This is a genomic window from Lysobacter capsici (genome assembly GCF_018732085.1).
In the GTDB taxonomy this organism is placed as follows: Bacteria; Pseudomonadota; Gammaproteobacteria; order Xanthomonadales; family Xanthomonadaceae; genus Lysobacter; species Lysobacter capsici_A.
Genome location: NZ_CP076103.1, coordinates 4,915,676 through 4,936,339 on the forward strand (window position 1 = coordinate 4,915,676; position 20,664 = coordinate 4,936,339).

Sequence of the window (20,664 nt, forward strand, 5' to 3'; positions counted from 1 at the left end):
GCGCCGAGGTCTTTTGCAGGAGGGGCTTTCAGCCCCGAGGCTTTTCTCTCAGCTCGCTGCGCACTGCTTGCGCTTCACTAGCCGAAGCAAAATGGTGAGCTGATAGAAAAGCGTCGGGGCTGAAAGCCCCTCCCACGCAGACTTCGCGGCAACGCAATCTCGACCCGCCGGCCGCAGTTGCGGCCGCTCCCGCCGGCCCGCCCGCGCTAACCCGACCTTCGCCTGAACAACAGCGCCGACACCGCCAGCATCACCGCCGTCGGCGCCAGATAGGCCAGGCGGAAGTCGAAGCGGAACACCTTGGCCAGCTCGACGAACTGGGTCTGCAGCAGCCAGAACACCAGCGCGAACACGATGCCGATGAACAAGCGCTTGCCCATGCCGCCGCTGCGCAGGCTGCCGAACGCGAACGGCACCGCCGCCAGGCACAGCGCCAGCACATTGATCGGATAGAACCAGCGGCCCCAGTAATGCGCTTCGAATTCGCCGGCATCGAGCTGGTTGCGCTGACGGTCCTCGATCGCCTTGTGCAGCGCCTTGGCGGTCAGGTAACGCGGCCGGTTGGTGCCGCTCATCAAGGCCGAACTGTCGAGCTTGGACTCCCAGCGTTCCTCGGGAATCTGCACCTTCTCGGCCGACTTGGCATGGAAGGTGGTGCGGGTGACGTTGCGCAGCAGCCAGCCGCCCGGGCGGTGCTCGGCGATGCCGGCGACCGCGATCGAGACCAGGCGGCCGTCGGCGCCGAACTGGTACAGGCTGACGTTGCGCAGTTCCAGCCAACTGTCGTTGCCGGCGCTGCGTTCCTGGCCCTGGCTCGCGCTGAGGATCACATCGCCCTCGCGCGCCCACAGCCCGGAGTACTCGGCCACCACTTGATTGTTGGACTTGGCCGCGGCCTTGAGCGATTCGGCGCGACGCTGCGCTTCGGGCGCGATGGTCTCGCCGTTGATCACCATCAGCGCGGTCAGGATCGCCAGCGCGCCGGCCACCGCGATGCTCAGGCGTCGACGCGACAGGCCGATCGCGCGCAGCACGGTCAACTCGGAGGTCGAGGCCAACTGGCCCAGCGCCATCAGCGAACCGACCACCGAGGCGTAGGGAAACAGCGCATAGGCACGCCGCGGCACGGTCAGCAGCATGTAGGCCAGCGCCTGGACCACGCCGTAGCGGCCCTTGCCGACATCGCCGAACTCGCTGACGAAGCTGAGCATGAAATCCAGGCCCAGCAGCACCGCCCAGGTCAGCAGCACCGTGCTGAGCACGACCTTGCCGACATAAATGTCGTGGATCTTCGGAAACGGCTTCATACGATCGCCCTGCGCCGGCCGACCCGGCCGTCACGGAAATACATCCACGACGTCACCGCCAGCATCGGCAAGGTCAGCCACCACAGGCCCAGCGCGACCGGGGTCTTGCCGTCCTCGATCCAGCCGGTGCCCATGACCATGAAATTGTTGCCGATCAGATAGGCGAGGAAGCCGATCAGCATGGTCCCGTACCGGGCCTGGCGCGGCGTGCTGCGCGCCAGCGGCACCGCCAGCAGCGCGAACGCCAGCGCCAGCAGCGGCGGCGCGATCCGGTAATGCAGCTGGGCCGCGGCCTCGGGGCGCGGATCGCCGATCAGCTGGACGGTGTTGAGCATTTCCGGCGACTTGGGGTCGTAGCGGTCCTCGCTGGCCGGCAGCAGCACATCGTTGCTGACGTAGCGCATCAGGCGGAAATTCAGGCTGCCGTCGACCGGGCCTTCGACTTCGAAACCGTCGTCGAGGGTCAGGTAGCGGTCGCCGTTGGCGTCCACGGTCAGCCGGCCGCTCTTGGAGGTGGTGACGTCCTGGCGGCCGGGCTTGTTGCGGTAGATGAAGATGCGCTCGAATCGGGTGCCGTCGTTGGACATCGCGCCCACGTAGATCACGCCGTTGTCGTTGGGCAGGCCGGTGAAGGCGCCCGGCTCCAGGCCGGCCACGACCAGGCTGCGATTGGCCTCGTTGATCATCTGCCGCGAGGCCCGGTCGGCCCAGGGGCCCAGCCACAGCGAGCAGGCGCCGACCAGCAGGACGATCGGCCCGGCGACCAGCAGCAGCGGCTTGAGCAGCCGGCGCGGGCCGACGCCGATCGAGGAGATCACCGGCATTTCCGAATCGCGATAGAGCCGGCCGATGCCGAGCATCAGCCCCAGCATCAGCGCCAGCGGCAGGATCAGCGGCAACCACTTGATCAGCACCAGGCCCAGCTGGATCAGCATCATCCCGGCCGGGACCTTGCCCTTGGCGATGTCCTCGAGCACGTCGGTGAAGGCGCCGCCGACGCTTACGATCAGCAGCACCACCAGGGTGGCGAAGATCGCTTGGGCGAATTCGCCGGAGAGGTATCGGTCAAGCTTGAGCATCGGGTAGGAAGGCGCGCTTCGGGTTGGGCTTCGGCATCGGGCGGGCTTGCTTTAAACTCGGGAGTTCGTTCGACGGCCGGCCGTCCCGCGATCGCCCCGGTTGGGGTTGCGCGGCACAGGCCCCAGATTCAGCGCTGGTGTCGGAGTTGCCAATGGTGATTCACCACGGGCGATCCACCTCCGACGCCATCACCGGTGCGATATGGGCAATGCAGGTTCCGCGGCCTCCGCCCCGGTTCATCGCATTGCGCAAAGCCGATCGATTGTACGTACACAACCTCTTATCTGCTCGGGAATCTGTTGGATGACCCTCGAATTCGACCTGAACCGCGACGCGTCCGCCGCCGCTCAAACCGACTGCGTCGTGGTAGGCGCCTTTGCCGACAAGACCCTGACGGCTACCGCGCGAACGCTGGATGAAGCCAGCGGCGGACGCCTGACCGCGCTGCTGGAGCGCGGCGACATCAGCGGCAAGACCGGCAAGACCTCGCTGCTGCACGACCTGCCCGGCGTGGCCTCGCCGCGCGTGCTGGTGGTCGGCCTGGGCGAGGCCGGCAAGTTCGGCGTCGCCCAGTACCTCAAGGCGGTCGGCGACGCCGCCCGCGCGCTCAAGGCCGGTCCGGTCGCGCACGCGATCTTCACCATCAGCGAAGAGCCGGTCGCCGGCCGCGACGCCGCCTGGGCGATCCGCCAGGCCGCGATCGCCGCCGATCACGCTTGCTACCGCTACACCGCCACCCTGGGCAAGAAGAAAGACGAACCCGGCCTGCGCACGCTGTCGATCAGCGGCTCGGACGCGACCGCGCTGGCCCAGGGCCAGGCGATCGCCGCCGGCGTGCAGTTCGCGCGAGAACTGGGCAACCTGCCGCCGAACGTGTGCAACCCGGCCTACCTGGCCCAGCAGGCGCAGGAGTTCGCCGCCCGCTTCGACAGCACCGACTGCGAAGTGCTCGATCGCGAGCAGATGCAGGAACTGGGCATGGGCTCGTTGCTCGCGGTCGCGCGCGGCTCGGCCAATCCGCCCAAGCTGATCGTGCTCAAGTACAGCAACGGCGGCGACGCCAAGCCGTACGTGATGGTTGGCAAGGGCATCACCTTCGACACCGGCGGCATCAACCTCAAGGTCCAGGGCGGCATCGAGGAAATGAAGTTCGACATGTGCGGCGCCGCCAGCGTGATGGGCGCGTTCGTGTCGGCGGTCGGCATGCAGTTGCCGATCAACCTGGTGGTGATCGTGCCGGCGGTCGAGAACATGCCCGACGCCGACGCCTACCGCCCCTCCGACGTGCTCACCAGCATGTCCGGCAAGACCATCGAAGTCGGCAACACCGACGCCGAAGGCCGCCTGATCCTGTGCGACGCGCTGACCTACGCGCAGCGGTTCGAACCGCAGGCGCTGCTCGACGTGGCGACCCTGACCGGCGCCTGCGTGGTCGCGCTGGGCAAGTTCGCCACCGGCCTGATGAGCAAGGACGACGACCTGTCGGCCGAACTGCTCAGCGCCGGCGAGGAAGTGTTCGACCGCGCCTGGCGCCTGCCGCTGTGGGACGAATACCAGACCCAGCTCGAATCGGCCTTCGCCGACGTCTACAACATCGGCGGCCGCTGGGCCGGCGCGATCACCGCCGGCTGCTTCCTCGCGCGCTTCACCGAAGGCCAGCGCTGGGCGCATCTGGACATCGCCGGCGTATCCAACGAAGAAGGCAAGCGCGGCCTGGCGACCGGCCGGCCGGTGGGCTTGTTGAGCCAGTGGTTGCTGGAAAGAAACGGGAATTGAGAATCGGGAGTCGGGAATCGGTAAAGCGCTTGCGTCGCGACCGGTTCCCAAGAGCCGGGAATCGGGAGTCGGGAATCGGCGAAGCGTTTGCGTCGCGACCGGTTCCCGTTTCTTACTTCCCACTTCCCGCTTCTCGCTTTCCGCTCCTCGCTTTTCGCTTCAACCGATTCCCCACTCCCCATTCCCGATTCCCGGCCCCTATGCCCCGCGCTGACTTCTACCTGATCCAATCGCCGCGCTTCAAACAAGAACCGCTTCGGTTGGTCTGCGAGCTGACGCGCAAGGCGCACGACGCCGGGCTGTCCACGCTGATCCTGGCGCGCAGCGCCGAGCAGGCCGAACAGCTCGACGACATGCTGTGGGACATGGGCGAGGACGCCTACATCCCGCACCAGATCGCCGGCATGGACGAGGACGAGGACGAAGCCGACGTGCTGATCGCCACGCCCGACTCGCAGGCCGCATTGCGCGCGCTGGTCATCAACCTGCGCGACGCCGCGGTCGCCGACGGCTTCGAGCGCGTGCTCGAAGTGGTCCCCGCCGACGACTCCGCGCGCGGCCCGCTGCGCGAGCGCTGGAAGCAGTACCAGGCGCGCGGGCTGACTTTGAACAAGCACGATATGTAAGGGCGGGAATCGGGAATGGGGAATCGGGAGTCGTAAAGGCCCTCCACCCACCCTTCGACGCTCACCCGTCAGATCGTCGCCGCCGTTGCTTTACCGATTCCCGATTCCCGATTCCCGATTCCCGTTTCCCGTTTCCCGTCTCCCGTCTCCCGTCTCCCGCTTCTCGATTCCCCATTCCCCATTCCCGATTCCCGCCCATGTCCCTCGCCCCCAGCTACGACCCCAAACAGTTCGAAACCCGCCTGTACGAACAGTGGGAAAGCAGCGGCGTATTCAAGCCCCGCGGCGAGGGCGAGCCCTATTCCATCCTGCTGCCGCCGCCGAACGTCACCGGCACCCTGCACATGGGCCATGCGTTCCAGCACACCCTGCAGGACGCGCTGATCCGCTACCACCGCATGCGCGGCTACGACACGCTGTGGCAGATGGGCACCGATCACGCCGGCATCGCCACTGAGATGGTGGTGGCGCGCAATCTCGGCGCCGACGGCCTGACCCGCGACGGTCTGGGCCGCGACGGCTTCATCGAAAAAGTGTGGGAGTGGAAGGGCCAGTCCGGCGACACCATCGAACGGCAGATGCGTCGCCTGGGCACCTCCGGCGACTGGTCGCGCTCGATGTTCACCATGGACCCGATCGCATCGAACGCGGTGATCGAAGCCTTCGTGCGCATGCACGAGCAGGGCCTGATCTACCGCGGCCAGCGCCTGGTCAACTGGGACCCGGTGCTGAAGACCGCAATCTCCGACCTGGAAGTCATCAACGAAGAAGAAGACGGCTTCCTGTGGTCGATCGCCTACCCGCTCAGCGACGGCAGCGCCACCCTCGTGGTCGCCACCACGCGCCCGGAAACCATGCTCGGCGACACCGCGGTCATGGTCCATCCCGACGATGAGCGCTACGCGCACCTGATCGGCAAGACCGTCACGCTGCCGCTGAGCGCGCGCGAGATTCCGATCATCGCCGACAGCTACGTCGACCGCGAATTCGGCACCGGCGTGGTCAAGGTCACGCCCGCGCACGACTTCAACGACTATGCGGTCGGCCAGCGCCACGGCCTGCCGATGATCAACATCTTCACCCCCGACGCGGCGGTCAACGACAACGCGCCGGCGAAGTATGTCGGCCTGGATCGTTACGAAGCGCGCAAGGTCGTGCTCGCCGACCTGGAAGCCGAAGGCCTCCTCGTCGAGACCAAGCCGCACAAGCTGCAGGTGCCGCGCGGCGACCGCACCAACCAGGTGATCGAGCCGTACCTGACCGACCAGTGGTTCGTGCAGATGGACTCGCTGGCCAAGCGTGGCCTGGAACTGGTCGAACATTCCGATGGAAAGCCGGGCGCTATCCGTTTCGTCCCGCCGAACTGGATCAACACCTATCGCCACTGGATGGAGAACATCCAGGACTGGTGCATCAGCCGCCAGCTGTGGTGGGGCCATCGCATTCCGGCGTGGTACGACGCCGACGGCAAGATCTACGTCGGCCGCGACGAAGCCGATGCGCGCGCGCGCGGCGGCATCGGCGCGGACGTCGCCCTGGATCAGGACCACGATGTGCTGGAGACCTGGTTCTCCTCGGGCCTGTGGCCGTTCAGCACGATGGGCTGGCCGGATGCGGCGACGATGGGCGCGCGCGGGTTCGAGCGTTTCGTGCCGTCGTCGGTGCTCGTGACCGGCTTCGACATCATCTTCTTCTGGGTCGCCCGCATGATCATGCTGACCGACCACTTCACCGGGCAGATTCCGTTCAAGGACGTGTACATCACCGGGCTGGTGCGCGATCAGTTCGGCCAGAAGATGTCCAAATCCAAGGGCAACGTGCTCGATCCGATCGACCTGGTCGACGGCATCACCCTGGAAGCGCTGGTCGACAAGCGCACCACCGGCCTGATGAACCCCAAGCAGGCCGAGAAGATCGAGAAAGCCACGCGCAAGGAATTCCCCGAAGGCATTCCCGCCTTCGGCGCCGACGCGCTGCGCTTCACCATCGCCGCGCTGGCGACGCATGGCCGCGACATCAAGTTCGATCTGAGCCGCGCCGAGGGCTACAAGAATTTCTGCAACAAGCTGTGGAACGCCACGCGCTTCGTGCTGATGAACACCGAAGGCGCGAGCTTCAACGGCGCGCCGCAGCCCAGGACCGATGCCGAGCGCTGGATCCTGGCGCAGCTGGCCAAGACCGCGGCCGAAGCGGAAACGCATTTTGCCGCGTATCGCTTCGACCTGCTCTCGCAGTCGCTGTACGAATTCGCCTGGAACGCGTTCTGCGACTGGTTCGTCGAACTGTCCAAGCCGGCGCTGCAGGGCGAAGACGCCGCGGCCGCCGACAGCACCCGCCACACCCTGCTGTACGTGCTCGAGCGCCTGCTGTCGCTGCTGCATCCGCTGATCCCGTTCGTGACCGAGGAGCTGTGGCAGCAGGTCGCGCCGAAGCTCGGCATCAGCGAGACCACGGTGATGCTGCGTCCGTACCCGCAGGCGTCGCAGTTCGACGGCGATTACGCCCAGGCCGAAAGCGACATCGAATGGCTCAAGGCGATGGTGTCGGCGCTGCGCAAGGTGCGCAGCGAGTTGAACGTCAAGCCGTCGGACCTGGTGACGCTGCTGCTGACCAAGGGCGACGCCCGCGATCGCGCGCGTTGCGAACGGTTCGCCTCGGAACTCAAGTTCCTCAACAAGCTCGACCGCATCGAGTTCGTCGACGACGCGGCGTCGGCGCCGCCGGCCGCGCCCGCAGTGGTCGGCGAGCTGACCCTGCTGGTGCCGCTGCCGGCCGACAAGCTCGATGCCGAGCGCGTGCGCCTGGACAAGGAAATCAAGCGCGTCGACGGCGAGATCGGCAAGAGCCGCGGCAAGCTGTCCAGCGAGACCTTCGTGCAGAACGCACCGGCGGCGGTGGTCGAACAGGAGCGCAAGCGTCTGGTCGACTGGAACGTCGAACAGTGCAGCTTCGAGGGCTGACCACGCACGCGCGGCAGCGGCGCGAGCGCGCGAAGCTGGACTGAGCGGCGCGTGCGACCGCCTTGCCGCAAAAAGCGGCGGCGGCACTGCTGGCGGCGCACTGGGCTTTGCGCTATGCGCCCACAACTCGTTGCGCGGCGCTGAGAGTTTCAGCTACTCGCTTTGCTGGACGTCGCTCTTTCACAGGCGACGCAGGCGCTCTCGCGGCTCAACGCAACGGCGCGGCCGCGCGCTCGCCCGGTCGGGTGGAACTTTATACGCGGTCGTGCGGACGTGCTACTGTCGCGGATTGCCTGGTCGCGCGCTGCATCACGGCTTCGCTCCTAGACTGCCTCGCATTGCTCACGCTCGAACAAGCTCTGCTGATGCAGCTCACGTCGGCCTCCGCGTGCGGGCGAGGGCGCGGGCCCGGGTCCGCGCCGGCCGAATCGCGCGTCCAATAGTATCTTTGCGCTGGGTCGCATGGGGTCAGCTCAGCGCTCGGCTCGGGCAGGGGGTCTCGGGGGTCTGCTTTTATCCGCTCGCGAAAAAGGGTCGCGCTCGGAGGGCGGCCCGTCGAGGCGAGGCCGGCGTGCGGCACGCTAAAAGCTCGGCTTAGGGGTTTCCGCTTCATCGCGGCGTCGCGGCCGCAACTCCAACGAGTCGGGGCTAGGCCGGCACTCAGCCCCACAAGTTGTCTCGAGTCGGGCGCTGGAGGCCTGTCTGCGCTGAAGCCCCGCCGGCGCGGACCGTAACCCCCGTCCCCTCAAGCCTCACCGCCGAGCCGTCGGCCTACCGGCGTCGGGCGGCGACGTGAGAACTCGGATCGCCAAGCTCTGGCACAAGAAATCACCGCAATTGGAAGGAAATCGGTCCCCGCCGTCGTGTGCTCGCAGCGCTAGCCACGCACTGGCGCCGGACATCCGCTTACATTCCGATTTGGATCGCCCCTGATTCCTCCGCTTCTCGCCGCCAATAACACGATCGAACGTTGGCGGGGGGGGGGGAGCGTTTGCCGTGGGGGGGGGGGGGGTTTGGTGGTGCGGGTGGGGGGGGGGGTGCGGGGGACACCCGCGGGGGTGTGGGGTTCGGGGGTGGGGGGGGGACCGCTTCGGGTGGTGAAGGGGGGTGGGTGGGGGGGCGTCGCGGGGTGTGGGGGGGGCGCTTCTCCTAGTCGCCGGGCGTGTCATCATCTATATCACCAGGCCCATCTCTACCCCGGGGGTGTATGGCTCAGGGCATATCGTTTGTGGGGAGGATCAGCCGCGAGGGCGGTCCCGATCGCTGCCAACGGGTGGGGGGGGGGGAGAGGGTTGGGGGGGGTGGGCGACGTTAAGACTCGACGCGCGCAACTACGTCTCGCGTTAGGCAAATCCCGCAGGCCTTCGCAGGTGTCGTGGTCGCGCGATTGCGGCGCATAAGATCGCGACCGTCCCCCGGCCTGCGCCGGCATGGCATTGCCGAACACCTTTTCGGCTCGAACCGCCGACGGCGAGTGGCGCTCGATTCCGTGCGAACGCGAGCCGCTGTTCGCTCTGGCCGCGGTCGCGGCGACGCGCATGTACCACGATGGCCCACGCGATCGTTTCCGCGCCATCGCCTCGCGTGCGTCGATCGTCAATGCGGTCAGCCAGGCGCTCGATCAGGTCGACTCGCTTGAAGGGGGCTCGATGGGGGGACCGGCGTTCAACGGCATTCCGGCTGAGCTTTATTCCGACTGATCGACTCGAATTGTCGGCTCGGACTATCGGCTCGAATATCTGCGCGGCGACGCCTCGCGCCTCGCGCCTCGGCCATAAGCCATCGGCGGGCATAAGCGGCATGTTGCGCTGTCGCCGCCAGCACGCGGCATTCCGCCCAATTCGCTGCAAAAACGAGTCGAACCTGCGAGGTCTTTTGTGGGAGGGGCTTCAGCCCCGACGCTTTTGTCTCAGGTCGCCGCGTCGGATCGAACAGCGTCGGGGCTGAAGCCCCTCCCACAAAAAACCTCGCGGCTTCGCCTCTTAGCCGAGCACCGGCCTCCCGCTACCGCTTTCGAACAGATGCCGGCGATCGGAACGAACAGCATCGGGGCTGAAGCCCCTCCCACAAAAGACCTCGTGGCTTCGCTTCTAAATCGGGAGCCGAGCGCTCGCTACCACCACCGACTCCCGACTCCCGACTCCCGATTCCCGACTCCCGATTCCCGATTCCCGATTCCCGATTCCCGGATTCTCAGCCCGGCCGCCTTCGACTCAACACCGCCAAGCGATCCGCCAGCGCCGCATTGCCCTGCGTGCGCGCCAGCGTTTCGGCGGTGGCGCCGCTGGCATCGGTAAGGGCGAAGTCGGCCTGGCGCGCGGCCAAGGCTTCGATCAGATCGGCGCGGCCGAACAAGGCCGCGAACATCGCCGCGGTCTGGCCGGCGGCGTTGCGCGCGTTCACGTCGGTGCGCGGGTCGGCCAGCAAGCGCCGGGCGCTTTCGATCTCGCCCTTGAACAGCGCGCCCATCAGTGCGGTATTGCCGCGCGCGCTGTCGCCCAGGTTCGGCGAGGCGCCGGCGGCCAACAAGGCTTGCACCGCATCGCTCTTGCCGTAGTACGCGGCGAGGATCAGCGCGGTGGAGCCGCGTTCGTCGCGCGCGTCGACTTGCACGCCGCGCGCCAGCAGCGACTCGAGTACGCCGACATCGCCGGCACGCGCAGCGTCGAACAAGTAGCGACTCAGGTCCTGACCCACGAGCGCGGAAGACTGGTTCGCCACCGCGGGATCAGCCGCGGACACGGCGCGCCCACGATCCGGCTGCACCGCGGCATGCGGGCTCGCGTGAGGGTTCGCATGGACATGCTGTTCGTTACCGGTACCGGTATTCGCGGCCGGTCCCCGCCCCGCCGGATCGTGCGCGTACGCAGGCATCGCCGCGAAGCCAAACACGAGCAGCGCACCGAACGAAAATCTCGAAAACGAATAATTCATGGAGTCTCCAGGCCATCCAAAATTGCAGCTTCGATGCGATGCAAGGCCGCGACACCGATCGGCCATCGATCCGCGACCGTTGCCATCCACAGTCGCCGCGCCGCGAAACAACATCCGAGTCGATCCGACCAGGTCGAAACGCGCGCCGCCAACCCGACGCATGGGTCGCGCCCATGCATCGCGCGCATAGGTCATGCGCATGCGACCGCGAGCCGCACGACGAACCGGGTCATACGCGACGACCCGATCCGTGCAATGCCGCAACGGCGCCGCATCAGTCGCTCAACGCATCCGACAAACCCTTCACTCTGGCCACATCGTGCTTGAGCGCCTGCGCCAGACGCGTGCCGTAGTCGGCATCGGCCTTGTGGAAGTACGAGAGCATCGTGTACATCGTGGTCTCGTCGCGCACCTGCCCCAGATCGCCGGCCAGGTTCGCGATCAGGCTCTTGCGTTCTTCGGCCGACAGCGAGCGGTAGAACTCGCCGGCCTGGCGGAAGTTCAAGGTCTTGGCGATGCGCGCCTGCTGGGTCGAACCGCTCAGCGGCAACGCGCTGTAACGCGCGGCGTCGGATTGCGGCTTGGGCTGGATGCGCGAGGGCTCGTAGTTGACCTTGCCGATGCGCGCGCCGCTGTTGTGTTCGCCGTCCTGGTTGTTGCTGTTGACCGCGACCTTCGGCGCGTTGATCGGCAGCTGATTGACGTTGGTGCCGACGCGATACAACTGGGTGTCGGCGTAAGAGAACATGCGCCCTTGCAGCAGACGATCCTCCGACGGCTCGATACCTGGCACCAGATTGGCCGGCGCGAACGCGGCCTGCTCGGTTTCCTGGAAGATATTGGCCGGATTGCGGTCCAACGTCATCGTGCCGACCTTGACCTCGGGCACGCCGGTCCAGACCTTGGTCGCATCGAGCGGATTGAACGCGAACTGGTCGAGCTGATCGGGCTTGAGGATCTGCACGTACAGGTCCCACTTGGGATAGTCGCCGCGCTCGATCGCTTTCATCAGGTCGTTGGACAGATGATTGAAATCGCGTCCCTGCACCGAGGCGATCTGCGCGCCGGACAGATTGTGCTCGCCCTGGCGGCTGTCCCAGTGGAACTTGACGTAGACGTAGCCGCCCTGGTCGTCGACCAGCTTGTAGGCATGCACGCCGTTGCCGTCCATCTCGCGATAGCTGCGCGGGGTGCCGTAGTCGGAATACACCCGGGTCAGCATCTGCGTGGCTTCGGGCACGTGCGAGAAGAAATCGAACACCCGCGCCGGGTCCTGCACATTGGTGTCGGGGCTGGGCTTGAGCGAATGCACCATGTCCGGGAACTTGATCGCGTCGCGGATGAAGAACACCGGCAGGTTGTTGCCGACCAGGTCCCAATTGCCTTCGCTGGTGTAGAACTTGGTGGCGAAGCCGCGCGGATCGCGCAGGGTTTCCGGCGAGTGGTTGCCGTGGATCACGGTGGAGAAACGCACGAACACCGGCGTGGTGGTGCCGGGCTGGAACACTTTCGCGCGGGTGTAGCGCGAGATGTCGCCGGTGACCACGAAGCTGCCGTGCGCGCCGGTACCGCGCGCATGCACCACGCGCTCGGGGATGCGCTCGCGGTCGAAGCGCTGCAGCTTCTGGATCAGATGCACGTCCTGCAGCAGGACCGGGCCGTCGGCGCCGGCGGTCTGCGAGTTCTGGTTGTCGCCGACCACCGCGCCGTTGTCGCGCGTCAGGGGCGGCGCGGCCTGGGCGAAGGCGGCGCCGGAGAGAAGCAACTGCGCGGAAACGAAGGCCGCGATCAAACTGCGATGGGGCATGGGCATGGCTCTGTGGGGACTGCGCGGCAGCGTCCTACAGGCATGCGATCAGGAAAAATCGTTTGTTTGGATGGCAGCGATAGCCATCGGCTATTCGCCATGCCTGATTGCGCTAAACCGATCACCGTTCGCGCGTCATCGGCCTTCACCGCACGGATCGAAGCATGACCACGCGCACGTTCGAGCGCGAATCGAACCGGCTCACTCGCCGGGCAATAGTTCGATCGCCATCACCAAAGCGTCTTCGCGTCCGCCCCGCGCCGGGTAGTAGCGCGGGCGGCGGCCGATCTCGTTGAAGCCTTCGCTGTGGTACAGCGCGATCGCGCCGGGATTGGACGGGCGCACTTCCAGGAACACGCGCTCGGCGCCACGGCCGCGCGCCACGTGCAGCAGCGCGCGCAGCAGCTTGCGGCCGAAGCCGTGGCCGTGCGCTTCGGGCGCGACGCACACGTTGAGCACGTGCGCTTCGCCGGCGGCCAGGCTCATCAGGAAGTAACCGACGATGCGCTCGTTTTCGGTCAACACCCAGGCCGGGTAATCGGCGCGCAGGCAGTCGCGGAAGATGCCCGGGGTCCAGGGGAATTCGTAGGCGCGGATCTCGATGGCGTGGACGAGTTCGAGGTCGTCCTCGCGCATCGGCCGCAACGCGCGCGGCGCGGCGGCAGGATCGAACTGCGACGCCTGCGCGCTCATCCGCGCTGACCCGTGCGTCGCAGCTTGCGCAGCTGCGGCCACAGCGCGCGCTTGGCCGCGGCATTGCCGCGCAAGGCGGACGCATCGAACAGCGCCAGCACCTGCGCATCGCCGGCGGCGCGGCGCGCGGCGCGCAGCAGGTTGCGCAGCAACGGCGGCACGTCGTCGCCGGGAGCGGCGGCGCGCGGCGCGGGCGCGGTACGTTCGGAGGCGATGCGTTCGGAGGTGGCGGATTCGGACCCAGCGCGCTCGCGCGTCGGCTGCGATGCACGCGCGGGCGCGGGTGGCTCGGCGCTTCGGTTCGCGTCGGCGGACGCGGCATTCGCAATCGGCGCCTCGGCCGGCGGCTCGCTGCCGGCCAGGCTCATCACCGTATGCCCCATCGCCTGCAGCCATTCGCGCTGCTGCGCGCTCCACAGCCCGCTCATGGCGCACCGGTCTGGCTGGGCGGCGGCGGCTCCTGCGGCGTGCGACGCATGCGGCGCCACAGCGCCTGGACCGGGCCGGACAAGGCGTACGGCGCGAAGATCGCCAGCAACACGCGCGGCGGATCGATCGCGATCGCGACCACCACCACCACCACGATCAGCACCGCCAGGAACGGCACCCGGTCGTTGCGCGGGCCGCTGCCCTTGAAGCTGACATAGCGCAGCCGGCTCACCATCAGCAGCCCGGCGATCACGGTCAGGGCCAGCGCGGCGTAGCGCAATTGCTCGCCGTCCAGGTCGAAGCTGTGGCAGGTCCACACGAAACTGGCGACCAGTCCGGCCGCGGCCGGGCTGGCCAGGCCGATGAACCAGCGCTTGTCGACCTGGCCGACCTGGGAATTGAAGCGCGCCAGGCGCAACGCGGCGCAGGCGGCGTACACGAACGCGCCGACCCAGCCGATCTTGCCGGGGATCACCCCGTCGAGCTTGGTCGAGATCAGCGCCCAGTGGTACATGACCATGGCCGGCGCCAGGCCGAAGCTGATCAGGTCGGCCAGCGAGTCGTACTGGACCCCGAATTCGCTCTGGGTGTTGGTCAGCCGGGCGACCCGGCCGTCGACGCCGTCGAGGATCGCGGCGATGAAGATCGCCATGCAGGCCTCGTCGAAACGGCCCTGGGTGGCGGCGATGATCGCGTAGAAACCGGCGAACAGGCCGCCGGTGGTGAACAAATTAGGCAGCAAATAGATGCCGCGTCCGCGCGGGCGGGGCGTGGGTTGAGGTTCCATAACTGGGAAGTGTAGCGCTTGCCTGCGCCCGAGCAGGATGCTGCAATCTCGCCTCCCCCGCTGTACCGTAGTTTCCGCTCGTTCCGCCTGCCCCGCTCCGGAGCCTCGCCATGTCCTGCACCTCCCGTTATTCCGCCCGCCGCGCCTTGTCGGCGCTGGGCTTGCGCGCCGCCCCGACCGCTTTGCTGGTCCTGCTGGCCGCCGCGCCGGCCGCCGCCACCGAGCTGTACCAATGGAAGGACGCCAAGGGCGTTACCCATTACTCCGACTCGCCGCCGCCCGAACAGGGCCAGGCCGGGGTCAAGAACCGGGTGATCCAGAACCGCACCGGCACCCCGGCCCAGACCGCCAGCGCCGCCGCGCCGAGCGAGAACGCGCAATGCACCGGCGCGCGCGCCAACCTCAAGCAACTGCAGAGCGCGGCCTCGGTCGGCATGGACAGCAACGGCGACGGCAAGGCCGACGGCGTGCTCGATGCGCAGCAGCGCGCCGCCCAGGTCCAGCTCGCCGAGGCCCAGATCCGGGTCAACTGCACCGCCGCGGCCCCGACCGCGCCCGCCTCCGCCCCGGCGGCCAGCTCCTCGCCGCCGTCGTCGCGCACTACGCCGCAGAAGCAGGCCGATAGCTGAGAAGCCGGGAATGGGGAATCGGGAATAGGGAGTCGTAAGAGCGGCTTGCGCTCGCGATCTGCTGGATTGACCTGATGCCTGAACGCCGGGCCGCCCTCACGGGCGGTCCGGCGTTTGCTTATGAGCGAGGCCATAGTCACGACCGACTACGCCGGTCCGAGCCGCCGCGCCGATTCCCCATTCCCGATTCCCGTTTCCCGCCATGGCAAACTGTTCGCTTTCCCCATCCGCGAACCCCTGCCGATGCGCCTGTCGCACTTCCATCTCCACACCAGCAAGGAAACCCCCGCCGACGCCGAGATCATCAGCCACAAGCTGATGCTCAAGGCCGGCATGATCCGCAAGCTCGCCGCCGGCCTGTACACCTGGTCGCCGCTGGGCCTGCGCGTGCTGCGCAAGGTCGAGCGCGCGGTGCGCGAGGAGATGAACGCCGCGGGCGCGATCGAGGTGCTGATGCCGGCGGTGCAGCCCAAGGAGCTGTGGGAGGAAACCGGGCGCTGGGAGAAATTCGGCGGCCAGCTGCTCAAGATCAAGGATCGCAAGGAAGCCTGGTACTGCTTCGGGCCGACCCACGAGGAAGTCATCACCGACTTCGCCCGCAACGAACTGGCCAGCTACAAGCAGCTGCCGGTCAATTTCTACCAGATCCAGACCAAGTTCCGCGATGAAATCCGCCCGCGGTTCGGGGTGATGCGCGCGCGCGAGTTCCTGATGAAGGACGCCTACTCCTTCCACGTCACCGACGAGGACCTGGGCCGCGAATACCAGAACATGTACGACACCTACGGCCGCATCTTCACCCGTCTGGGATTGAAGTTCCGCGCCGTGTTCGCCGACACCGGCGCGATCGGCGGCAGCGCCTCGCACGAGTTCCACGTGCTCGCCGATTCGGGCGAGGACGCGATCGCGTTCTCCGACGGCTCCGATTACGCCGCCAACGTCGAGCTGGCCGAAGCGGTGTCGCCGGGCCCGCGAGCGGCCGCGGGCGAGAACCTGCGCAAGGTCGATACGCCGACCCAGAAGACCTGCGAGGACGTCGCCGCGCTGATGGGCATCGCGCTGACCCGCACGGTCAAGTCGATCGCGATCGTCGGCAGCGACGCCGACGGCAAGCCGCAGTTCGCGCTGGCCCTGGTCCGCGGCGACCACGCGGTCAACGAGATCAAGCTGTCCAAGCTCGCCGGGCTGGCCGAGTATCGCCTCGCCACCGAGGCCGAGATCGTCGAACACCTCGGCGCGCAGCCGGGCTTCCTGGGTCCGGTCAAGCCGGTCAAGGCGATCCGCGTGATCGCCGACCGCAGCGTCGCGGCGATGGCCGACTTCGTGGTCGGCGCCAACGAAAACGGCTACCACCTGGCCGGCGTCAACTGGGGCCGCGATCTGGCCGAAGCCGACGAGGTCGCCGACATCCGCAACGCGGTCGCCGGCGACCCCTCGCCCGACGGCCAGGGCCGCCTGGGCATCGCGCGCGGGATCGAGGTCGGCCACGTGTTCCAGCTCGGCCGCAAATACGCCGAGGCGATGAAGCTGACCGTGCTCGACGACACCGGCAAGGCCACCACCCCGGCGATGGGCTGCTACGGCATCGGCGTGTCGCGCATCGTCGCCGCGGCGATCGAGCAGAACCACGACGACGCCGGCATCGCCTGGCCCGAGGCGATGGCGCCGTGGCAGGCGGTGGTGTGCGTGATCAATCCCAAGAACGACCCGGCCGTGGCCGAGGCCGCGCTGGCGCTGTACCAGGACCTGGTCAAGGCCGGCGTCGACGCCGCGCTCGACGACCGCGGCCTGCGCCCGGGCGCGATGTTCGCCGACATCGAACTGATCGGCGTGCCGCACCGCGTGGTGGTGTCCGAACGCGGCCTGGCCGCGGGCAGTTTCGAGTACCGCCACCGCCGCGCCAGCGAGGCGGAGAATCTCGACCGCGCCGCGGTGCTGGCCCGGATCGCCGGGCTGTCCCAGTAAGCCCGGCGGCGGTTTCGATACCGCCTTCGAGCATCGTCGCGATACGATCCGATTACCCCGCCGATCGCGGCGGGGTAATCGCGACGGCCCCGGTTTCGCACCGTCCCAAGCACGTTTCGTGCCTGGTTCGAAAAACCTCCGTATTCGGCCCGATACCTCCGCCGGCCCGGCTCGATAACCGGTGTGTCGATAACCCGTTTCAAACAGCGCCCGTAATCGGCCGCGACGCGGCGGCCTGTCCTCACCGCCACGACGGCCCGCCCATGGAATCGATGCAAACCCGCGCCGCGCAAGCTTTGCGCGGCCGTCGCGACGGCGTCGCCGCACGCATTTGTTTAAACCGTTTACACGCCGACAAACCTCCGCGTTCGCGCCACTGGCTTTGGCGGTCGATATTCGTGTATATCTTCCGGCGCATTTACGGCAGACTTCACTGCCCTTACTATGCTGCCGCGCGCCAGGGACTGGCCGTCATTCCCGACCATACTCCCCGGAGGCTACATGTCGATCGATCTCTCCACGTTGTCCGCGAAAGAACTCGAATCCCTGATCAGCCAGGCCAAGAAGCGCAAGACCACGTTGAACAAGCGCAAGCCGCTGGCGGCCGTGCGCAAGAGAATCAGCGCCCTGCTCAAGACCGAGGGTTACACCCTGGAAGAGCTGTTCGGCAACGCCGCTCCGGCGACCCGCGGCCCGAAGGCGAGCAAGGCCGCCACCAAGGCCGCTCCCGCCGCGCGCAAGGCGCGCAAGCCGCTGGGCAAGGTCGCGCCGAAATACCGCAACCCGGCCAACACCGGCGAAACCTGGACCGGCCGCGGCAAGCAGCCGCGCTGGCTGGCCGCCTACACCGCGCAGGGCAAGAAGCTGGAAGATTTCCTGATCAAGTAACGGGACTGAAAACCAAAATCACCGAAACCGCCGGCCTTGAGCCGGCGTTTTCATTTGAAAGCCGGGATTCGGGAAACGGGATTCGGGATTCGAAAAAGCCAAGTCAAAGGCAGAGCCCATCAACCTGCGACGCCCCCGCTCTTGCCAATCCCCAATCCCGGCCTCTCACAAATTCCGCCGAGCCGGCAGCAACAAATTCCCGAATATCAGCCCCGCGATCAGCGCCAGCAGGATATTGAGCACCGCCAGCACCGCGTCCTGGCCGACGTTGACGTCCTGCTGCTGAATCATCGTCAGCAGCCCGCGCAGGCTGACGCTGCCGGGCACCAGCAGAATGATCCCGGGCACGCGGATGATCGCCCCGGGCCGGTTGCCCCAGCGCGCGTAGGCGTTGCCGAGCGCGGTCATGACCAGCGCGGCGAGGAAGATCCCGGCCGGACTGCCCCAGGCCAGGCCGACGAAACGCGAAATCAGATAACCGCTCGCGGCCGCGGCCATGACCTTGAGGTAATCGCCGCGGTGGGCGCGGAACAGCACCGCGAAGGCGTACGACGCCACCGCCAGCCCGCCCCATTCGACCCAGGCCGCCTGCGGGCGCGACGCGCGCACCACCGGCTCCAGTCCGACCAGATCGGCCAGGTACAGGCCGATCACCGTGCCGACCGCGAGTTTCACCACCGTGGTCACCGCGCCGGCGAAGCGCGCCGTGCCCGACACCAAATGCTGGCTGGTCAGCTCGTTGACCGCGTTGGTCAGCGCCAACCCGGGCAGCAACACGATCAGCGAGGCGATGATCACCGTGTTCTGGTTCAGCGGGGCGATGAAATTGGCCACCAGCAGCACGGTCAGCGCGGCGAACATGCCGGCAATCGCCTCCAGCGCCTCGCGCAGCCGCGGCCGGCGGCCGGAGATGTCGACCAGCAGGCCGATCATCAGGCCGTTGATCGAGGCCACGCCGATGTCCAGCCACGGCAGCCGCAGCAGGCTGGCGACCGCGCCCGCGGCCAGGCCGTAGGCGAGCACCTGCATCGAGCGCCAGCGCAGGCTGCGCGGGCGGTCGAGCGTCTCCAGCGCGGCGTGGCCGGCGGCCAGATCGAGCCGGCCGGCCATCACCTCCTCGGCGATGCGGTCGGTTTCGCTGAGCCGGTACAGGTCGTTCTCGCCGGGCGGCAGCCGGATCACCCGGGTGGTGTCGCTGTCGCCGAGCGGCCGGTTGGGATCACTGAAGGTGAGGATCAGGCCGGTCGGGTTCGACCACGGCTCGCACTCCAGGCGCAGTTTCTGCGCCACCGCGCTCACCGCGCCCTCCAGCCGCTGCGCGGTGGTGCCGTAGCTGTGCAGACGCTCGGCCAGCTCGACCACGAACGCGATGCGGGCGGCGTAACTGGCGGCGCTGAGCGGATGCGGGGTCGACATAGTCGGAAAGCATGGCACGCGTTTGAGTTGCCGGGAATCGGGAATCGGGAATGGGGAATCGGAAAGGCCCTCGCCGTGTCGATCGCCCGCTTTACCGATTCCCGATTCCCCATTCCCGACTCCCGCACCTAAGTGACGCAACGCTCACCTCGTCATCCCTAGCCTGTATCCTCCCGCCGAGGCTCTATGACCCTATCGACCACGCACGCACCGGAACTCGCCGCCGATGGCTCCACGCCTTCGCGGCTACGCCTTTCCGGCTGCTGGACCCTCGAGCACGCGGTCGCCATCGGCGAGGTGCTCAAGCAGGCGCCCGAGGGCGCCGAGGAAATCGACGCGAGCGGGGTCGAGCGCCTGGATTCGGTCGGCGTGCTGCAGCTGATGCGCTATGCGCGTCGCCACGATCTGGATTTCGACGCCGCGTTCAACTTCCACGAAAGCCACCGCGCGCTGGTCAGCGCGATCGAGGACGTGGCCGACGAGCGGCCCAAGAAGAAACGCGAGTACGGCTTCCAGGCCGCGCTGGCGCGCCTGGGCTACGCGGTCACCGACAACTGGAAGGAAGTGCTGGCCCTGGTCGCCTTCTTCGGCGAAACCCTGGTCAAGATGCTGCGGCTGTTCAAGAACCCGGGCCGCTTCCGTCCGACCGCGACCGTGCATCACATGGAACAGGTCGGCCTCGACGCGGTGCCGCTGATCGCGCTGCTGTGCTACCTGGTCGGCGCGGTGGTGGCGTTCCTGGGCTCGACCATCCTCAAGGATTTCGGCGCGACCATCTTCGTGGTCGAACTGGTCAGCATCGCCTTCCTGCGCGAATTCGGCGTGCTGCTGACCGCGATCGTGCTCGCCGGCCGCACCGCCAGCGCGTTCACCGCGCAGATCGGCGCGATGGTCAGCCGCGAGGAAGTCGACGCGATCCGCACCCTGGGCATGGACCCGATCGACTTGCTGGTGATCCCGCGCGTGCTGGCGCTGCTGGTGATGCTGCCGCTGCTTACGTTCGTGGCGATGATCGCCGGCCTGCTCGGCGGCCTGACCGTCGGCGCCTACGGCCTGGATATCCCGCCGCAGCAATACCTCGCGCGCATGCACGAGACCATGCAGTTGCGCCATTTCCTGGTCGGCATGTCCAAGGCGCCGATCTTCGCCCTGCTGATCAGCCTGATCGGCTGTCTGGAAGGCCTGCAGGTCAAGGGCACCGCGCAGTCGGTCGGCGAGCGCACCACCTCCAGCGTGGTCCAGTCGATCTCGCTGGTGATCGTGCTCGATGCGTTCTTCGCGATCTGGTTCATGGAGATGGGCTGGTGATCGCTACGGGAATCGGGAATCGGGAATCGGGAATCGCTGAAAAGCGGTCTGCGCTGGTG

Annotated in this window: 16 protein-coding genes; 8 read left to right on the forward strand and 8 right to left on the reverse strand. The window is 67.3% G+C overall.

The genetic code is table 11. The annotated features are described in order from the left end of the window. Positions 1-206 precede the first annotated feature (206 nt). Both lptG and lptF read right to left on the reverse strand, forming a co-directional pair. Positions 207-1,307, reverse strand: a complete 1,101-nt coding sequence (gene lptG / locus KME82_RS20465; RefSeq protein ID WP_215495640.1) for an LPS export ABC transporter permease LptG — start codon at positions 1,305-1,307, stop codon at positions 207-209. Beyond that, positions 1,304-2,386 (reverse strand): LPS export ABC transporter permease LptF, encoded by a 1,083-nt coding sequence (lptF, locus tag KME82_RS20470; protein ID WP_215495641.1) that lies wholly within the window; start codon positions 2,384-2,386, stop codon positions 1,304-1,306. Before lptF ends, lptG begins: the two co-directional genes overlap by 4 nt. A gap of 304 nt (positions 2,387-2,690) precedes the next feature. Here lptF and KME82_RS20475 point away from each other — a divergent pair, with 304 nt between their 5' ends. From KME82_RS20475 to KME82_RS20490, 4 genes are all read left to right on the forward strand, one after another. Beyond that, positions 2,691-4,163, forward strand: a complete 1,473-nt coding sequence (locus tag KME82_RS20475) for a leucyl aminopeptidase (protein ID WP_096415671.1) — start codon at positions 2,691-2,693, stop codon at positions 4,161-4,163. A gap of 200 nt (positions 4,164-4,363) precedes the next feature. After that, positions 4,364-4,789, forward strand: a complete 426-nt coding sequence (locus tag KME82_RS20480) for a DNA polymerase III subunit chi (protein ID WP_215495642.1) — start codon at positions 4,364-4,366, stop codon at positions 4,787-4,789. A 197-nt stretch (positions 4,790-4,986) separates the two neighbouring features. Further along, positions 4,987-7,749, forward strand: a complete 2,763-nt coding sequence (locus KME82_RS20485) for a valine--tRNA ligase (protein ID WP_215495643.1) — start codon at positions 4,987-4,989, stop codon at positions 7,747-7,749. A 1,430-nt stretch (positions 7,750-9,179) separates the two neighbouring features. Then, the gene (locus KME82_RS20490) at positions 9,180-9,449 is read left to right on the forward strand and encodes a hypothetical protein (RefSeq protein ID WP_215495644.1); all 270 of its coding nucleotides are present in this window, start codon (positions 9,180-9,182) and stop codon (positions 9,447-9,449) included. A 493-nt stretch (positions 9,450-9,942) separates the two neighbouring features. On the opposite strand, the gene KME82_RS20495 is transcribed toward KME82_RS20490, so the two are convergent. The 5 genes from KME82_RS20495 to pssA form a co-directional block, all read right to left on the reverse strand. Further along, positions 9,943-10,491 (reverse strand): ankyrin repeat domain-containing protein, encoded by a 549-nt coding sequence (locus tag KME82_RS20495; protein ID WP_252255446.1) that lies wholly within the window; start codon positions 10,489-10,491, stop codon positions 9,943-9,945. Positions 10,492-10,957: 466 nt separating this feature from the next. After that, positions 10,958-12,472 carry a catalase gene (locus KME82_RS20500; RefSeq protein ID WP_430538858.1) on the reverse strand — a complete coding sequence of 505 codons (1,515 nt, stop codon included), beginning with the start codon at positions 12,470-12,472 and terminating at the stop codon, positions 10,958-10,960. Positions 12,473-12,691: 219 nt separating this feature from the next. After that, a complete protein-coding gene (gene rimI, locus KME82_RS20505) occupies positions 12,692-13,183 on the reverse strand; it encodes a ribosomal protein S18-alanine N-acetyltransferase (RefSeq protein ID WP_215495646.1) in 492 nt (163 codons plus the stop codon). Continuing rightward, on the reverse strand, positions 13,180-13,611 hold the full coding sequence (locus KME82_RS20510; protein WP_215495647.1) for a hypothetical protein: 432 nt from the start codon (positions 13,609-13,611) through the stop codon (positions 13,180-13,182). The genes rimI and KME82_RS20510 overlap by 4 nt, the downstream gene beginning before the upstream one ends. Then, positions 13,608-14,399 carry a CDP-diacylglycerol--serine O-phosphatidyltransferase gene (gene pssA / locus KME82_RS20515; RefSeq protein WP_046657840.1) on the reverse strand — a complete coding sequence of 264 codons (792 nt, stop codon included), beginning with the start codon at positions 14,397-14,399 and terminating at the stop codon, positions 13,608-13,610. Before pssA ends, KME82_RS20510 begins: the two co-directional genes overlap by 4 nt. Before the next feature lie 110 nt (positions 14,400-14,509). Here pssA and KME82_RS20520 point away from each other — a divergent pair, with 110 nt between their 5' ends. The 3 genes from KME82_RS20520 to KME82_RS20530 all read left to right on the forward strand — a co-directional run bounded on the left by KME82_RS20520 (position 14,510) and on the right by KME82_RS20530 (position 17,881). Further along, positions 14,510-15,028 (forward strand): DUF4124 domain-containing protein, encoded by a 519-nt coding sequence (locus tag KME82_RS20520; RefSeq protein ID WP_215495648.1) that lies wholly within the window; start codon positions 14,510-14,512, stop codon positions 15,026-15,028. Positions 15,029-15,271: 243 nt separating this feature from the next. Continuing rightward, positions 15,272-16,993 carry a proline--tRNA ligase gene (locus KME82_RS20525; protein WP_215495649.1) on the forward strand — a complete coding sequence of 574 codons (1,722 nt, stop codon included), beginning with the start codon at positions 15,272-15,274 and terminating at the stop codon, positions 16,991-16,993. Positions 16,994-17,494: 501 nt separating this feature from the next. Beyond that, entirely contained in the window at positions 17,495-17,881 is a 387-nt protein-coding gene (locus KME82_RS20530) for an H-NS family nucleoid-associated regulatory protein (RefSeq protein WP_215495650.1), read from the forward strand. Between the two features lie 165 nt (positions 17,882-18,046). Here KME82_RS20530 and KME82_RS20535 read toward each other — a convergent pair whose 3' ends face one another. After that, positions 18,047-19,297 carry a threonine/serine ThrE exporter family protein gene (locus KME82_RS20535; protein ID WP_215495651.1) on the reverse strand — a complete coding sequence of 417 codons (1,251 nt, stop codon included), beginning with the start codon at positions 19,295-19,297 and terminating at the stop codon, positions 18,047-18,049. Positions 19,298-19,483: 186 nt separating this feature from the next. Here KME82_RS20535 and KME82_RS20540 point away from each other — a divergent pair, with 186 nt between their 5' ends. Next, positions 19,484-20,605 carry an ABC transporter permease gene (locus KME82_RS20540; protein ID WP_215495652.1) on the forward strand — a complete coding sequence of 374 codons (1,122 nt, stop codon included), beginning with the start codon at positions 19,484-19,486 and terminating at the stop codon, positions 20,603-20,605. Positions 20,606-20,664: the final 59 nt, after the last annotated feature.

Excerpts from the sequence above, each read along its gene's own strand:
- KME82_RS20475 (WP_096415671.1), top strand. The coding sequence starts at position 2,691 with ATGACCCTCGAATTCGACCTGAACCGCGACGCGTCCGCCGCCGCTCAA.
- KME82_RS20480 (WP_215495642.1), top strand. The coding sequence starts at position 4,364 with ATGCCCCGCGCTGACTTCTACCTGATCCAATCGCCGCGCTTCAAACAA.
- rimI (WP_215495646.1), bottom strand. The coding sequence starts at position 13,183 with ATGAGCGCGCAGGCGTCGCAGTTCGATCCTGCCGCCGCGCCGCGCGCG.
- lptG (WP_215495640.1), bottom strand. The coding sequence starts at position 1,307 with ATGAAGCCGTTTCCGAAGATCCACGACATTTATGTCGGCAAGGTCGTG.
- KME82_RS20485 (WP_215495643.1), top strand. The coding sequence starts at position 4,987 with ATGTCCCTCGCCCCCAGCTACGACCCCAAACAGTTCGAAACCCGCCTG.
- pssA (WP_046657840.1), bottom strand. The coding sequence starts at position 14,399 with ATGGAACCTCAACCCACGCCCCGCCCGCGCGGACGCGGCATCTATTTG.
- KME82_RS20525 (WP_215495649.1), top strand. The coding sequence starts at position 15,272 with ATGCGCCTGTCGCACTTCCATCTCCACACCAGCAAGGAAACCCCCGCC.
- KME82_RS20520 (WP_215495648.1), top strand. The coding sequence starts at position 14,510 with ATGTCCTGCACCTCCCGTTATTCCGCCCGCCGCGCCTTGTCGGCGCTG.
- lptF (WP_215495641.1), bottom strand. The coding sequence starts at position 2,386 with ATGCTCAAGCTTGACCGATACCTCTCCGGCGAATTCGCCCAAGCGATC.
- KME82_RS20530 (WP_215495650.1), top strand. The coding sequence starts at position 17,495 with ATGTCGATCGATCTCTCCACGTTGTCCGCGAAAGAACTCGAATCCCTG.
- KME82_RS20490 (WP_215495644.1), top strand. The coding sequence starts at position 9,180 with ATGGCATTGCCGAACACCTTTTCGGCTCGAACCGCCGACGGCGAGTGG.
- KME82_RS20535 (WP_215495651.1), bottom strand. The coding sequence starts at position 19,297 with ATGTCGACCCCGCATCCGCTCAGCGCCGCCAGTTACGCCGCCCGCATC.
- KME82_RS20510 (WP_215495647.1), bottom strand. The coding sequence starts at position 13,611 with ATGAGCGGGCTGTGGAGCGCGCAGCAGCGCGAATGGCTGCAGGCGATG.
- KME82_RS20540 (WP_215495652.1), top strand. The coding sequence starts at position 19,484 with ATGACCCTATCGACCACGCACGCACCGGAACTCGCCGCCGATGGCTCC.